The 14,685-nt window shown below is 56.3% G+C and carries 14 protein-coding genes; 4 read left to right on the forward strand and 10 right to left on the reverse strand.

The annotated features are described in order from the left end of the window. Positions 1–52 precede the first annotated feature (52 nt). Genes LA5095_RS13215 through LA5095_RS13230 form a run of 4 tightly spaced genes read left to right on the forward strand, consistent with a single transcriptional unit; the run spans position 53 to position 4,482 of the window. Positions 53–1,000 (forward strand): ABC transporter permease, encoded by a 948-nt coding sequence (locus tag LA5095_RS13215; RefSeq protein WP_055115752.1) that lies wholly within the window; start codon positions 53–55, stop codon positions 998–1,000. A 14-nt stretch (positions 1,001–1,014) separates the two neighbouring features. Further along, entirely contained in the window at positions 1,015–1,878 is an 864-nt protein-coding gene (locus LA5095_RS13220) for an ABC transporter permease (RefSeq protein ID WP_055116792.1), read from the forward strand. Positions 1,879–1,913: 35 nt separating this feature from the next. Beyond that, positions 1,914–3,701, forward strand: a complete 1,788-nt coding sequence (locus tag LA5095_RS13225; RefSeq protein WP_055115754.1) for a gamma-glutamyltransferase family protein — start codon at positions 1,914–1,916, stop codon at positions 3,699–3,701. A gap of 16 nt (positions 3,702–3,717) precedes the next feature. Then, a complete protein-coding gene (locus LA5095_RS13230; RefSeq protein ID WP_055115756.1) occupies positions 3,718–4,482 on the forward strand; it encodes a DUF1028 domain-containing protein in 765 nt (254 codons plus the stop codon). A 58-nt stretch (positions 4,483–4,540) separates the two neighbouring features. Here LA5095_RS13230 and LA5095_RS13235 read toward each other — a convergent pair whose 3' ends face one another. The 10 genes from LA5095_RS13235 to LA5095_RS13280 all read right to left on the reverse strand — a co-directional run bounded on the left by LA5095_RS13235 (position 4,541) and on the right by LA5095_RS13280 (position 14,675). Continuing rightward, positions 4,541–4,867 carry a 4-hydroxythreonine-4-phosphate dehydrogenase PdxA gene (locus LA5095_RS13235; protein WP_055115758.1) on the reverse strand — a complete coding sequence of 109 codons (327 nt, stop codon included), beginning with the start codon at positions 4,865–4,867 and terminating at the stop codon, positions 4,541–4,543. Positions 4,868–4,879: 12 nt separating this feature from the next. Beyond that, positions 4,880–5,623 carry a hypothetical protein gene (locus tag LA5095_RS13240; protein WP_055115760.1) on the reverse strand — a complete coding sequence of 248 codons (744 nt, stop codon included), beginning with the start codon at positions 5,621–5,623 and terminating at the stop codon, positions 4,880–4,882. Next, positions 5,620–6,138 (reverse strand): RNA polymerase sigma factor, encoded by a 519-nt coding sequence (locus LA5095_RS13245; RefSeq protein ID WP_055116795.1) that lies wholly within the window; start codon positions 6,136–6,138, stop codon positions 5,620–5,622. The genes LA5095_RS13240 and LA5095_RS13245 overlap by 4 nt, the downstream gene beginning before the upstream one ends. Before the next feature lie 51 nt (positions 6,139–6,189). After that, entirely contained in the window at positions 6,190–6,633 is a 444-nt protein-coding gene (locus LA5095_RS13250) for a DUF4399 domain-containing protein (RefSeq protein WP_055115762.1), read from the reverse strand. Between the two features lie 142 nt (positions 6,634–6,775). Continuing rightward, entirely contained in the window at positions 6,776–7,318 is a 543-nt protein-coding gene (locus LA5095_RS13255; protein ID WP_055115764.1) for a tetratricopeptide repeat protein, read from the reverse strand. A 74-nt stretch (positions 7,319–7,392) separates the two neighbouring features. Next, entirely contained in the window at positions 7,393–8,577 is a 1,185-nt protein-coding gene (gene bktB / locus LA5095_RS13260; RefSeq protein WP_055115766.1) for a beta-ketothiolase BktB, read from the reverse strand. 136 nt (positions 8,578–8,713) lie between these two features. Next, positions 8,714–9,706 carry an NADPH:quinone reductase gene (locus LA5095_RS13265; RefSeq protein ID WP_055116796.1) on the reverse strand — a complete coding sequence of 331 codons (993 nt, stop codon included), beginning with the start codon at positions 9,704–9,706 and terminating at the stop codon, positions 8,714–8,716. A gap of 190 nt (positions 9,707–9,896) precedes the next feature. Beyond that, positions 9,897–10,406 (reverse strand): fasciclin domain-containing protein, encoded by a 510-nt coding sequence (locus tag LA5095_RS13270; protein ID WP_055115768.1) that lies wholly within the window; start codon positions 10,404–10,406, stop codon positions 9,897–9,899. 237 nt (positions 10,407–10,643) lie between these two features. Then, positions 10,644–12,680, reverse strand: coding sequence for a C1 family peptidase (locus LA5095_RS13275; protein WP_055115770.1), 2,037 nt, complete (start codon positions 12,678–12,680; stop codon positions 10,644–10,646). Between the two features lie 24 nt (positions 12,681–12,704). Continuing rightward, the gene (locus tag LA5095_RS13280; protein WP_055115772.1) at positions 12,705–14,675 is read right to left on the reverse strand and encodes a DNA/RNA non-specific endonuclease; all 1,971 of its coding nucleotides are present in this window, start codon (positions 14,673–14,675) and stop codon (positions 12,705–12,707) included. Positions 14,676–14,685: the final 10 nt, after the last annotated feature.

Genomic DNA, 14,685 nt, shown 5'->3' on the forward strand with positions numbered 1-14,685 from the left:
ATCAAGGGACCCGGCATTTTCGCCGGGTCCCGGTCACCGGCGGAACTCCAAAATGCTGTCTTTCATCGCAAGACGACTGGCAATAGCCATTCCGACCATTGTCCTGGTCTCGGTGTTCGTCTTTTTCCTGCAGAAACTTCTTCCGGGAGATCCGGCACTGGTTCTGGCAGGAGAAGAGCGCGACCCGGAGACATTGGCGTTTATCCGGGAAAAGTATCATCTCAATGAGCCGATCCTGACGCAGTATTTTTATTGGATCAGCGCCATGTTGCAGGGAGACTTCGGAATTTCGCTGCGAACCAACCAACCTGTTCTGGAACTCATCGCAGACAAGTTGCCGGTGACAATCCAGTTGGCTGTAATGGCTATGTTCATCGCGATGATCATCGGCATACCCGCGGGCATTGTATCCGCAGTCAGGAAAGGTACCGCGGTCGACTATGCCGCGAACATCATTGCGCTTTCCGGCCTTTCGATACCGAACTTCTGGCTGGGCATCATGCTGATCATGCTTGTTTCCGTCAATCTCGGCTGGCTTCCGGCATCCGGTTATGAATCTCCTTTCGTCGATCCGGTCCGATCCCTTGAGACCATGATCATGCCGGCCTTTGTCCTCGGCACTGCGCTGGCTGCAACACTGATGCGCCACACGCGTTCGGCGATGCTCGGAATCCTGCGCGCGGACTATGTCCGCACGGCCAGGGCAAAAGGACTGCGGGAACGCGTCGTTGTCCTGAAACATGCCTTCCGTAACGCGCTGCTTCCCATCGTGACCCTGAGCGCCCTTTTGTTTGGCGAACTGCTCGCGGGTGCAGTCCTTACCGAGCAGATTTTCACCATTCCCGGCTTCGGAAAACTCATCGTCGACGCCGTCTTCACGCGGGATTACGCGGTGGTCCAGGGTGTCGTCATGTGCACTGCCGTCGGCTTCATCCTCATGAATCTTATCGCCGACGTCCTGTATTTCCTCCTGAATCCACGCATGAGGACCGCATTGTGAGCGTCGCTGGTGATATCCCTGCTGCCGGTTCCAAAGAGCAGCCACGGTCTGGAAACCGGGCCTGGAACAAACTCAAGGCCAACAAGAGTGCCTTTGTCGGCTTTCTGCTCGTCGTGTTTTTCATCTCGATTGCCGCTCTCGCTCCCCTGTTGCCGATTGCCGACCCTACAGCGACCAGCTGGGGTGCCATTCGCAATGCGCCCTCCGCAGCACACTGGCTTGGCACCGACGAACTCGGCCGCGACATACTCTCCAGGATGATCTGGGGCGCACAGGCGTCACTGCTTGCCGGTGTGGTTTCAGTTTTGATCGCCGTTTCGGTCGGTGTTCCGTTCGGATTGATATCAGGCTATTTCGGCGGCTGGATTGACCAGATCATATCGCGTGCGACAGATGCACTTCTGGCGACACCGTTCCTGATCCTGGCGATCGCGCTTGCCGCGTTCCTGGGTCCGAGCCTGACCAATGCGATGATTGCGATCGGTCTTTCGGCAATGCCGATTTTCATTCGACTGACCCGCGGCGAAGTTCTGGCAGTCAAGACAGAAGACTATGTCGAGGGCGCACATGCGATCGGTCTTCCGACCCCGATCATACTGGTGCGCTACATTCTGCCGAATGTGTTTGCGCCAATTCTCGTTCAGGCGACCCTGACAATCGCAACGGCAATTATTGCAGAAGCAAGTCTGTCGTTTCTCGGACTCGGCCAGCAACCTCCAGCACCCAGCTGGGGATCAATGCTGAATGTCGCCAAGAATTTCATGACCCAGGCTCCCTGGATGGCAATGTGGCCAGGCATTGCGATCTTTCTGGTGGTCCTCGGCTTCAACCTTCTGGGAGACGGGCTGCGCGACGCGCTCGATCCCCGAGAAACATAAAAACAATCAGGAAACGCTCAAACCCGGATTTCCATATGACAGCTTTTACCACCAGACCCGAGATCAAAGGCACCTTCGGTGTCGTCACGTCGACACACTGGATTGCCACCGCAGTGGGAATGCGCATGCTGGAACTCGGCGGCAATGCGTTCGATGCCGCTGTTGCCACAGGCCTGGTTCTTCAGGTTGTAGAGCCACATCTGAATGGGCCTGGCGGCGATCTGCCCATCCTGCTGCACAATGCAAGCCAGAATGAAACCAAGGTCCTATGCGCACAGGGGCCTGCCCCGGCCACGGCGACGATTGGCCACTACAGGTCAGAGAATCTGGATCTTATTCCGGGCAATGGCCTGCTTGCGACTGTCATTCCTGGTGCTTTTGACGGCTGGATGCTGCTCCTGAGAGACCATGGAACTCTGCCATTGAGAACTGTGCTGGAACCGGCAATTCATTACGCAAACCAAGGACATCCTCTGCTACCGAGGGTCAGCGCGACAATCACGGGACTGAAGGACTTCTTCGAAACCGAGTGGCCAACGTCGTATCAGACCTGGGTGCCCGGTGGCGCTGTGCCGAAAGCGGATTCGATTTTCAAGAACCCCGTTCTCGCGGAGACCTGGTCAAGGCTTCTGCAGGAAGCTGAAACCCAGTCCGTGCGCGAACGACAAATCGATGCGGCTCGCGATTGCTTCTATCGTGGCTTCATTGCCGAGGAGATCGGCAACTACCTGAAGACTGCAGAAGTCATGGACGGTTCCGGAGCCCGCCACAAGGCCGTACTTTCAACGGATGATCTTTCCGGATATTCAGCGACCTACGAAGATCCGGTCAGCGCCAGTTACAAAGGCTGGACGGTTTTGAAAACGGGGCCGTGGGGCCAGGGACCGGTGCTGCTTCAGTCTCTTTCCCTCTTGCGCGGTTTCGACCTTGAATCCCTCGACCCGTCCGGACCGGAATTCGTTCATCTTGTGACCGAAGCCATGAAACTTGCCTTTGCGGACCGGGAAGCCTACTACGGCGATCCCGATTTCTGTGATGTTCCGCTAAACGTTCTTTTGTCGGATGACTACAACGCAGCACGGCGATCCCTGATCTCCGAAATTGCATCTGCCGATTTGCTTCCAGGCACGATTCCAGGCTTCGAGACCCAGGTCCAGCGCACACTGGAAGTCATCAATGGAGCCGGGATTTCCGAATCCGGAGTTTACGAACCGACGATGGCTCATCTGTCCGAGAAGCGGGGCGACACCGTCCATATTGACGTGATTGACCGCTGGGGTAACATCGTGTCTGCAACACCGTCCGGTGGCTGGTTGCAGTCATCCCCGATCATTCCAGGTCTCGGTTTTGCACTGAACTCCCGCGCCCAGATGTACTGGCTTCAGGATGGACTGCCAGGATCCCTCGCTCCTGGCAAGCGTCCACGCACGACGCTCACACCAAGCATTGCGTTTCACGAGGATGGTACCGCACTTGCCTTCGGCACTCCGGGTGGCGATCAGCAGGATCAGTGGCAACTGGCCCTCTTCCTGCGGCTCGTGCATCACGAAGGGAACCTTCAGGCAGCCCTCGACATGCCTCTGTTTCACACCACCCACTTTCCAGCATCGTTCCATCCGCGTCAGCGACAACCGGGCCATATCATGGCGGAGGAGAGTTTTGGCGCAGACACGCTTGCAAGCCTCAGGAAACAGGGTCATTCGGTGGAAGTTGCCGATGCCTGGACGATCGGTCGGCTGACTGTGGCGGCACGTGACCCTGGTGGCCTCCTGCGCGCAGGCGCAACCCCGCGCCTGATGCAGGCCTACGCAGCCGGGCGATAAGAAAAAGGGACGCGATATGACATTTTCGATTGTCGCCCAAGACAACGGGACAGGACATTACGGGGTCGCTGTCGCCAGCCGGTTTTTTGCCGCAGGGGCCGTCGTTCCACACCTTGCTGGCCGTGTCGGGGCAATTGCCACACAGGCACTCGTCAGCCCGATCTACGGAACGGAAGGGTTGATCATGCTTCGTTCTGGAAAGTCGGCGCAAGAGGTCATCGATACCGTCGTTGGTCGCGACCAGGGAGCTCATTCCCGCCAGATCCATCTGATTGACTCCAAAGGCCGCACGGCAGCTTTTACGGGCGAAAAATGTGTCAGCTGGTGCGGCCACCTTGTCGAGAAAGGTGTCACCGTGGCAGGAAACATGCTCGCCGGACCACAAGTGGTTGAGGCTGCGATGGAAACCTATCAGGCAAACATTACCTTGCCGCTCGAACAAAGATTAATGACTGCCATGGAAGCAGCCGAGACTGCGGGGGGAGACAAACGCGGGCGGCAATCAGCAGCCCTGAAGATTGTTCATGATGATGACCATCCCTGGCTTGATATACGTGCTGACGATCATGGAGACCCGCTGGCCGAGCTACGTCGATTGCACGCCGTCGCGCAGGAACGCTACCTGCACTTCGCCGAGTTGATGCCGAGCCGCAATAACATTCACGGCCTGCTTGATCGCACTGAAATCGATCGCAAGATTGCCCGGCTTGAGGCAGAACGAAACACGAAGGGGATAGCCAGCGCCTCTTTTGCGACAGCTGCTCCAGTCTCCGGAGGCTGAGATCCAATCCGAAGGTGCGTGAGAGTCCTGAAGCGGAACACTTGAACGCAGACCTGCGCTACGACACTGTCCGCTCTTCGAGCTCCGAAACATTCGTTGCGACACCATCTGTAGCACCGCGGTTGCTTGCCATGTTCGGACACATGGTGAACGCATTCTTGGTGGGAAGAAAATTTGTGATAGCTTTCCCTGGAATATCAAATGCAGTTCCGTGTGCCAGCGTCGTGACCCGAAGAGGCAATCCGGCCAGTACTGAAGCGCCCTGATCAAAACCGAGCAGCTTGATCGCGACTTGCCCCTGATCATGATACATCGTGACGACCGGATCGTATTGTCCATCTCCGACCTTGAGCCACAGCGTGCCAGAACCAACCAGGAACGTCACGACGCCTCGGCTTTACAAAAGCGCCTTGAGTTGCGCGGCGACTTGCCCGGTCATTGAAAGATCATTGCCGCCGACAAAAATAAACCGGTAAGACCCGTCCTGCCATGCGGTCGTCGCCAGTCCGTGAAGCATTTCGGAACTGGTTTTGTCGCCTTCAGCTGGTTGCTTTGCAGTGGTGACACAAAGCGCAAAGGGAGTGCCGTTCCCATCCTGGTAGACAATTTGTATCAATGGAGCGTCATCAAGACCGAGAACCTGAACCCTCGCCAATCTGAGTGCTTCCGGGGCCTCCAACGACGATATTTCCAGCGGGCGTCCCAGGCGTTCACTGGCTGCATCGATTTGCCGTTTCAAAACGTCGGACGTGGCGGTCGTCAGCCGGACTGTATCGGCGACATAAAGTGACTGATATTGCGCGACGCGCCCTCGCCAATCTTCGGAAGCGGGCCTCCCGATCCACATGGCGCTGCCACCCATAACAGCTCCAAGTACCAGGACAGCCGCCAGTTTCAGCCATTGCCGGCTTTTGCCGGCTGATACATCTGAAACGAATGCTGATTTTTCAAGGTCCTTTAGAATGTGCCTGCCTGGCAGAGCGATCATCGCCTCGCGAACCGGTGATGCAACCGGGTCAAGCGCCATGACCCGACTTTCCAGGTCCCGGTCCACACGCATCGTCTGTTCGATTTCGGCAGCGCGTTTGCCATCGAGGTCGCCGTTCAGAAAGGCCAGAAGTTCCTGATCCGAATAAGTCACTTCTGCTCCTTTCTCATTTCACGCTTCGTCACCCCGGCAAATTCCTTGAGCGCTTTTCGCGATGCGTGCAGCCGGCTCATAACGGTGCCGATTGGGATGTCGAGAATGACCGCGGCCTCCGAATATGTGAATTGTTGGACGAAAACCAGCTCAACCACGCTTCGTTGCGCATCAGGCAACGTCATGACCCTGGAAATGATTTCCTTGGCATAAAGGTTGTGTTCTATCCCGGGGGCCAGATCCGGGATCTGATCGACATCAAGGGTTGCGAATGCCTTGTCCTGCCGACTTGCCCGGTTACGCAATTCATTCAGCCAGATCGAGCGGCAAATCTGCAGGCACCAGCCCTCAAAACTTCCTGACGAGCGAAATTGATCAGCTTTCTCGACTGCGCGCAGGCAGGTCGATTGCACCAGATCGTTGGTCATCTCAACATCACCCGTCAAGCTGAGCGCAAATCGCCATATGGAGGGCAAAGAACGCGGCAGCAAGTCCCTGACGGAGCGAGGTTTCATGTGATCTTCCAGCACGCCGGCGGCAGAAACGCCGCCGGAAATCGCATGGGATTACTCTACCGTGATTGTTATCACGTCAGAGTAGATGGGCGGATCATGTGGAACGTGATTGAGGTCCCCGAGTACCAGCTGCAGTGTATGGGTACCGGGAGCCAGTTCGAGCATCGTTTCGGTCTGGCCACCACCATAGTGGATGTGGTTCTCATCTGCCGGAAGATTGTAGATGAACTCATCCGCGCCGTCTTCTCCCTGACCGATCGGAGGGCGGTTCAGAAGTAGATGGTGATGGCCGGTATTGTCTTTTTCGGTCCCAGCCGGGGCAACTCCCATACCGTTCAGGCCGAAAACCACTTTCACCGGACCGCTGACTGAATCTCCGTCTTCAAGATTTACAAAATAGACTTTGGCTTCCGGGTTGGAAGGCGTTTCGCCCGCGTATGCCTGCGCCCCGATCATGCTCATCGCAGCGACAATTGGTGCAATAACAAATTTCATTTCATTCTCCCGCTTTAAACTCGATGCCCTGTAGACACCTGGAAATCGATATTATTCACTGGAACTCAAATTTATTTTCTGCCCGCCTCTTTCACGTTTCCAGTGGCACGATCACGTTATCGAACAAATCGGTTCATCAAGTTCAATATGATGCAACACCACGCGAACGGATAGACATGATCAGCGCGCGCTCGGGCCAGGTCTCGCGACCGCCACGGTTGCGGATCTCCCGGAGTTGTTTGCCCGCCGCGTCAAGCTCACCCAATTCGGCAAGCCCCATTCCAAGATAAGCGCGCGCCAGCACATTGTCCGGATCGGCCGAAAGCGCCAACGCATAGTAAGTCTCGGCTTGGGGCCAGTCTCCGGATTTGCGCGCAATGAACCCGCGATAAGTCAGAACACGGGAGCTCGACTGATCCGAGATCGCGTCCAAAGCGCGACCCGCTCCAGTCAGCCTGCCTGCATAGGCCAGTTCTCGTGCAGCAAGATAGCGATCCCTGTCGGTGAATATCCGGGCGTCGAGATCAATGCAGCGACCAGTGGCATCATCCCAGGCTTCGCCATCGGGACACTTCGTCGAGGTCGGTGTCGGTTCCGGAGGCGTTGATCCCTCATCTTCGGGATCCACTGCAAGAACCGAAACCGTCGTCAGCGCCAAAAACAGGGCTGCAAGTGCGAACCTCATCGCTCACGTCTCCCGTTTCCAATTTGTATCTGGGCCGATGCGACGACAAGGCAGTGACAGCGGCCCGAGACAACTCAGCCGGCGACATTCTCGACGATGACGGCGATGCCCTGCCCGCCGCCGATACACATGGTTGCCGCACCCAGTTGTTTTTCTGTTCTGACGAGTTCATGCACAAGCTTCGTCATCAGGATTGCTCCCGTTGCACCGATTGGATGACCAAGCGCAACAGCGCCACCATTGGGGTTCACTTTCGCATCCGACAGGCCAAGCAGATCATTGACCGCACAGGCCTGCGCGGCAAAGGCTTCGTTGCTCTCCACGACATCCAGGTCGTCGGCACCGATGCCGGCGCGTTTCATCGCGATCTGCATTGCCGGAACCGGACCAATCCCCATCACGGCCGGATCGACACCTGCCACCCCGTAGGACCTAATCCGTGCGAGCGGCCTGACACCAAGCTCTTCCGCTTTTTCTGCGCTCAGCATAATGATGGCGGCAGCGCCGTCATTGAGACCCGAGGCATTCCCCGCTGTAACCATGCCGTCTTTCTTGAAAACCGCCCGCAATCCGGACATATCGGCAACCGTGGCTTCATGGCGGACATGTTCATCGGTATCAAAAACCTTTTCCTTGCCCCGCCGTCCGACGCTCAACGGCACGATCTGATCCTTGAAGCGCCCTTCACGAATGGCTTCGCTGGCACGACGATGGCTCTCAACGGCGAATTCGTCCTGCCGTTGACGGGATATCTCGTATCGGTCAGCCACATTCTCCGCTGTAACCCCCATGTGCCCGATCCCGAACGGATCGTGCAGGGCGCCGGTCATCATGTCGACAACCTGTGCGTCGCCCATACGCTGTCCCCAACGGCCACCCGGCAGCTGGTAGCCTGCCCTGCTCATGTTTTCAGCGCCTCCCACCAAAGCCACTTCACCATCTTCCATCGAAATGGCCTGGACAGCCGAAACGACAGCCTGCAAGCCGCTGCCGCACAGTCGATTCATCGTAAGGGCTGGTGCATGATCAGGTACTCCGGCCTGACGCGAGGCTACTCTGGAAAGATACATGTCACGCGGTTCGGTATGGATCACATTGCCGAAAAAGGCCTGATCGACCTGATCCGCCTGAATGCCGGCCCGTTCGATGGCCGCCTTGGCAACTGTGGTTGCAAGTTCACAGGGCGGCGAATCCTTCAACGCCCCACCGAAACTACCGACAGCGGTACGCGCAGCACTTGCAATCACAATCTCTTTCATCGGTCTAATCCTTTGCGTCGCGGTCGGTTCAATTGAACTTGAGCCATTCCGGTTCGGGGAGTTTCTTCATTGTGCAGCATGCCGCGAACAGAACAACGAAACAATTCCGCCAAAAGGTCACTGACGGAACCTCTGGTCATGAGGTTTTGAGAATGACGGAACCCGACCTGTTCCCTGATGCAATGATCTCATGCGCCCTTGCGCAGTCTTCCAGCGGAAGAACGTGCGATATCTGGAAATCGAGCACCTTGCGGTCCAGTAGCTCCGTAAGGTTCCCGATAGCTGCCGCGCGCTCTGCCTCTGACAAAATATAGACAAGGACCAGATCGATGGTCACAGCCTTGAACATCAACGGATAGAACGGCAGCACGGGTGTCATGTCTTTCGCCGAACCGATTGCGGCAATGGTTCCTCTCTCGGCAATGATCTTTGTGTTCATCTCGATGTTTTTGCCGAATTCAACTTCAACGATACGGTCAATCGGGCGACCTTCGGTGACTTCCAGGATCTGGTCAGACAGGTTCTCGGCGGAATAATCGAAAACCGCGTCTGCACCGGCATCTCTTGCCGCCTGTATTCCCTTTTCGCCTCGCGCCGTTGAAAGTACCTGTGCTCCCGAAGCAACCGCAACCTGAATGGCAAGTCGCCCGACTGTCCCTGCTCCGCCACTCACAAGTACCTTCCGACCGGCAACCGTCCCGCCTCCGAGAACCGCGTGGCAGGCTGTTATCCCCGGAATACCGAGGACGGCACCTTCTTCGAAGGAAACATGGTCTGGCAGCGCCACAGCCTGATCTGCCGGAAGCGCGATGTAGTCGGCAGCCGTGCCAAAGGCCCGCTGCCATTGACCATTCCAGATCCAGACCCGTTCCCCGATCCGGCTTTCGGGAACGCCGACACCAACGGCCTCGATCACGCCCGAGCCATCGCTATGGGGCGTGATCTTCGGGAAAGGCGGCTTGGTTACACCCGGGCGGCCGCCTGCGCGAGCACGAACATCGGACGGGTTGGCCCCCGACGCATGCAAGCGGACGAGCACTTCGCCATCAGCAGCCTCGGGAACCGGAAGCGCCTCCAGCTGCAATACCTCGGCGGCATTGCCGAAACGGTCATATGTAATGGCTCGCATGTATTTGCTCCCGGTTTTTCCAGATTTGTCGGTCGATTCATGCAAACTGCCAAGTGCTGATTTGCGACAGCCTGTTCGATTGCGCAAAACTGGCAAATATGAAAACCCGCCGGAATGACCGACGGGTTGGAAGGAAACCTGTGATGAAGCCGGCCGACAAACCGGGTCGCCCGCCGGTTCAGCAGCTATGTCAGTGACAATCCGGACGGTCGCCAGGGATCAGGACCTTGTCGATCACATGGATCACGCCGTTGTCCGCCTGGATATCCGCGATGATGACGTTTGCGGTCGAGCCGGTTCCGTCGGCAATATCAACCGCCTTGCCTGATCGGGTGATGCACGTGCGTTCGTTTGTCAAAAGCGGCTTGAAATAGTTGGATCCAACCGGGATTTGGTTGGACGTCAACTTGCGATCATCAACGTGATAGAGAAGCACATTTGTGAGCTGGTCCTTGTTCTCCGGTTTCAGCAATGTTTCCACGGTGCCTTCAGGAAGCGCCGCGAAGGCATCATTTACCGGAGCAAACACAGTAAACGGACCTGGCCCCTGGAGAGCGTCCTGAAGCCCGGCTGCCTGAACGGCGGCAACAAGCGTGGTGAAACGCTCATCGCCCGCGGCGATTTCAACAATCGTATTCGCATTTGCTTGGCTGGCAAAAAGACACACTGCTCCAACAAGGGCCGAAAGGCTCTTTTTCATGACATCTACTCCAAGTGTCGATTGATTACAGAAGCGTTACGCCACAATGACGAAGTCAGATCTTACTTTTTTGGAAAAAATCGATATTTATTATTTCCCTTGTAAACATGGATGCAAGTCAACAGACAGCATCGGCTCATTCCAGCGCCTCATCCGGCTCCATTCGGCATCGTCCAGGGCTGTCCGCGATCAAGACCGTCTACGTATCCGCCATTCGTGATGTCGTGGAACCAATCGTCAAATCTTCAACAGGCTTTCCCTGTCGGGATAGGCTGTTTCGAAAGGGAGCGTAGTGACACCATTCAGAATGCGGTCCAACAGCGCATCAAGCAATTCAGTGCGCAGATCGAAATCCCGGTGAGGTCCGAACAGCTTCTTGAGTTCTACGCCTGGCTCACCGGACAAATTTGTTGCGGGCGCACCAAGTGCGAGCAAACGAGCCTGTTCACGGTTTTCGCACCGGTAAGTCCCGCCGGTCTCGAGTCCCGAATACCCCCCGTTTGCGCGCCTTTCAGCCATCGCGAGCACGCGCCCCCAAAGCAATGGCCAGTTGCCACCGTATCCTGGAAAAGGCCGATCTTCTCGCATCGCATCTTCACTCTGGAGATAGAGATCGACCTTTTCAATCCCGACATCTGAGCCACGCGCTTTGCGGCTGACCGGCAGATCACGCGGGTGATACAGTCGCTCAACGAAGCTTTTGCGGAAAAGCTCTTCAGGTAGCATGGGTGAAAACAGGCTGAGTGAGGAAAAGATCGGCTGCCGGCTCCAATAATCCGTCTGTCTGAACAATTCGGCCAGCAACAACGAACCGAACCCGTGCGCGGACATATGGTATGAAATCTCACCCTGGCGATACCGGGGCTCAAGCGCGCTGAACAGATCATTGAGGATTTGCAAGCCTTCGCCGAGCGTGTTCTTTTCGCTTTTATAGACGACAGACATCGAGCTACGCCGGATTTCCTCGACAATTCGAAGCGCGGCGCCAGACAACTGTCCCTCGATGTGACGATCTTTTTCAGGGCTCTCGCCCAGGCCGATGAGCTTGTTCGCGCGTCCCACTTCTGCTTCCACCATATCGTGTACCGCAACACACAAATCGTTTTCGACGGTGACAAAAAACGGATAAACCCCGTTCTTCTTGAACACGGGAACTGCATCACGGAGCGCCGACATCGTCGCGTTTTCGTGCCGCTGCAGCCCCATGAAATGAATCAGGATGTGTTTGTATTTGGAGCTTTCAGCGAGGATCCTGACTGTCTCTTTCAACGTTGCCATATCGATATGGTATGGACCGAAGCGATCAAGCTTTCCGCGTGAAGTCGACGCGATATGGCCGAGGACGTCGAAGCGGGTGGGCGGTGAGACAGGGTCAATGGATGCATGGTCGAATGCGCCCTGCCCCAGCTGCGCTCCGCGTGATACGGCGGCCTGAGCGCTGCCAATAGCAGAGTGACTGGCGATCGGAACTGCGAGCCTGAGAACCCACATGTCGACGACACTGGACGCCCAGTCTTCGTAATTCCAGAGTGCCACCCCGTCTTCGCCCCAATTGGCGCCCCACGAATTCTGCACGAGAAATCCGCGTTCCGTATATCCTACAAGGATAAAGGCATGCCGACCCAACTTCTCGGACTTCGTTTTGGGAAGACCGATGTCAGCGGTTTTGGTTGACCATCCTTCGTGGATGTCGGCGGAAGCAAGGACCAGTCCTGCCTCGCAAAGGGCTGCATGTACATCCGGCAGTCTTGGTCGGACGCGATAGTAGGCACCCAGCTGAACCTTGCGCGCACTTTCCAGGATTTCCCTGGTCATGTGCCATTCGCGCCCCGATAGTCCCTTGGCGACCGTGTCCGCGCATGCGCCATTGAAATAGAATGCTTTCAAAGCCCCGCGGATCGACGATCCTTCATAATTCTCACCAGGAAATCTGTCGTGAAATCGCGCAATGTTGTACAGCATGTTTGCTGAAGCCCAGGGTTTTCTGTCTCCCTTGCCCAGCTTCGTTTTCGCGGATTTGTCGAGCATACGATCGCGCACACGTAGGTGATCGATAATGCCTGCCAGTGCGTGTGCGGTACAACTTCCCGCGTCACCCTGATCGCGGATGCGGCCACTGCTCCACCAGAGCGAGTTACCCGAGCGCGGATCGACCTGGCGCGCCAATCCGGACAACGCGGGCTGGTATACGTAGTCTCGTACGTCTCCGACGTCCGCGCTGGTGGTCAGCAAACGTTCTCCGCGAAACAGGAGACTTGACTTTGCGGCGCTCAAGTTAGTTTCCCTCCGGAAAACCTGTCAGATCACGTCTTCGACGGAACCCAGCGGTTTGATGTGATCCGAGGTATCGGTGATGAGGCCGGTCGTCGTTTCCAGACGTTCCTTGTGCTCAACGCGCATTTCCTGGGTCACCGCGAATGTGTCGGCATCTCGCAAGGAACCGAAATCAAGTCCGGTTAACCGCTCAAGTTCTTCAATCGTGACCTGGTGTTCTTCGAACCCCTGTCCGAAGACGAGCTCCAGGTCTCCAGGTTTTACAAGATGTCCCTGGAACAACAAAAATGCCTGGGCCTGCAGAACGCGCCGGCTGGATCGGCCCCTTTGTGAACGACCTATCGATGCGACAACTTTCCAGAAACCCATGGGAACCTTGACGCCGCTCGGTTTTTGAACCGGGTCGCCATCGTCAAACAAACACCCGACGAAAACGGATATCTTCGCATCGACCTCATCCACCCGGTCAAGAATGTGTTCTTCCAAACGAAGCCAGATTTTCTGGTTAAGTTTCTTGTGTTGCGGAGCGATATTGGGAAAGAACATGGAGTCCCGGTTGGCCTCGTCGGCTTGGGATTTTGTTCCCCAACAGGGATCGAGCCTCCTTATGAGATGACCGCGGTCCAGGTCATTGTCGAAATAGAGATCTTCTCCCGCCTGTTTGCCTTCTGCAAGGCGAGGATCGAGCTTGAATGACTTGATGCGCCGCGGCCTGCGCAGTTCGTTTCCATCAATATTTGCAGCGGCATAGAACGCCAGTTGTCGCTCTCCATTCATGACGACTGAAAAATGCCTGTATTTCAGCTCGCTTTCACCTGCATCTGTACGCGCAAGTTTGCGCATTTGCATGCTGTTCAGCTCCGGCAGCGGTACACGCAATGAACCGCGTCCAAGAAAGTCCGGCTGATACCCCTCTCGGTCTCCAAAACGTCCGGCATCTTCCGAACTGGACCCACCGCCTTTGCCTGAACCGGAATTTCCGCCGGAACCATCCATCTCGGAACAGGTCGTGAAGTAGACTGATCTGCGGCGCAGTACATCGGCAACCGTACCGATTTTCACTGCGTAGTTCTGCGTGAGCGCACTGCCTGCGAAGTGAAGACCGGCAGCACAGCCGGTCTCGACATCAATGATGACCGAACCGGAGTTTCCGCCGAGTGTGGTTGCGTTGTGGGTGAACACCGAAGACGAATGGTCTTCATCCATGATCCGCCCGGGTGCAAATCGCTTCACATTGTAAATGTCGCCAAAATAGCGATCCATCGCGTCCACGGGATTGTCGCGAACCGCTTTCGCGGGATACCCGATCACGCCGATGGTTTCGGGTCTTTGTCCATCCAGTTGCAAGGATATCGGGTCGGCCATGCCGCTCAACGCAGAACTTTTCACGCGCATGATCGCGACATCGGGAAGACCAGTCGGTTCAATGTGCAATATCGATGAAACCAGCAATTCCAATTGCTCGTCGGACTGGTGTTCTTCCTTCAGGTCCATGTAGACCTTGATGCCCGGCGCCACGTCCCAACCACCCCGGATTCGGCGTGAAAAATACTCCGCAACATGCCTGTTGGTGACAAATGTGTCTTCATTCACCCGCCAGCCGGTGCCGATCCACTTGGCATTGGGATCATTCACCAGATCGACACGCCCGACATTGGCAATGGCGTTGTTGATCAGGTCACGTCTGGGTAGAAGTACCTTTTTCCAGTGATCGAGTTTCGGATCTTCAAAAGTGCCGTTCTGCACGAGCAACGACGGAAAGCCGGTGCGCATGACAATCGCTTCGGTATAGGTCGGGGCGCCAAGATCTGCTTTTCCCGTCCTGATACGATCGACCGCTTCTTCGAGCGAGGCCGAGCCGATTGTCTCCGGGCTGGCGCCTTCCAGCCCCTCGCTCGCCGTGAATGGCGTTTCCGCAACAATGTACTTCTCGTTGTCGAGAAGTTCCTCGACTGTCTGCAATTCTTCAAGCTGGGACTGGAACACCGATTTCATGACTGGAATC

This window comes from Roseibium album (genome assembly GCF_001404515.1).
Lineage (GTDB): Bacteria > Pseudomonadota > Alphaproteobacteria > Rhizobiales > Stappiaceae > Roseibium > Roseibium album.

What these genes read in the sequence shown, in the direction of transcription:
- LA5095_RS13280 (WP_055115772.1), bottom strand. Translation starts at nt 14,675, where the DNA reads ATGAAATCGGTGTTCCAGTCCCAGCTTGAAGAATTGCAGACAGTCGAG.
- LA5095_RS13225 (WP_055115754.1), top strand. Translation starts at nt 1,914, where the DNA reads ATGACAGCTTTTACCACCAGACCCGAGATCAAAGGCACCTTCGGTGTC.
- bktB (WP_055115766.1), bottom strand. Translation starts at nt 8,577, where the DNA reads ATGAAAGAGATTGTGATTGCAAGTGCTGCGCGTACCGCTGTCGGTAGT.
- LA5095_RS13245 (WP_055116795.1), bottom strand. Translation starts at nt 6,138, where the DNA reads ATGAAACCTCGCTCCGTCAGGGACTTGCTGCCGCGTTCTTTGCCCTCC.
- LA5095_RS13265 (WP_055116796.1), bottom strand. Translation starts at nt 9,706, where the DNA reads ATGCGAGCCATTACATATGACCGTTTCGGCAATGCCGCCGAGGTATTG.
- LA5095_RS13270 (WP_055115768.1), bottom strand. Translation starts at nt 10,406, where the DNA reads ATGAAAAAGAGCCTTTCGGCCCTTGTTGGAGCAGTGTGTCTTTTTGCC.
- LA5095_RS13215 (WP_055115752.1), top strand. Translation starts at nt 53, where the DNA reads ATGCTGTCTTTCATCGCAAGACGACTGGCAATAGCCATTCCGACCATT.
- LA5095_RS13250 (WP_055115762.1), bottom strand. Translation starts at nt 6,633, where the DNA reads ATGAAATTTGTTATTGCACCAATTGTCGCTGCGATGAGCATGATCGGG.
- LA5095_RS13230 (WP_055115756.1), top strand. Translation starts at nt 3,718, where the DNA reads ATGACATTTTCGATTGTCGCCCAAGACAACGGGACAGGACATTACGGG.
- LA5095_RS13255 (WP_055115764.1), bottom strand. Translation starts at nt 7,318, where the DNA reads ATGAGGTTCGCACTTGCAGCCCTGTTTTTGGCGCTGACGACGGTTTCG.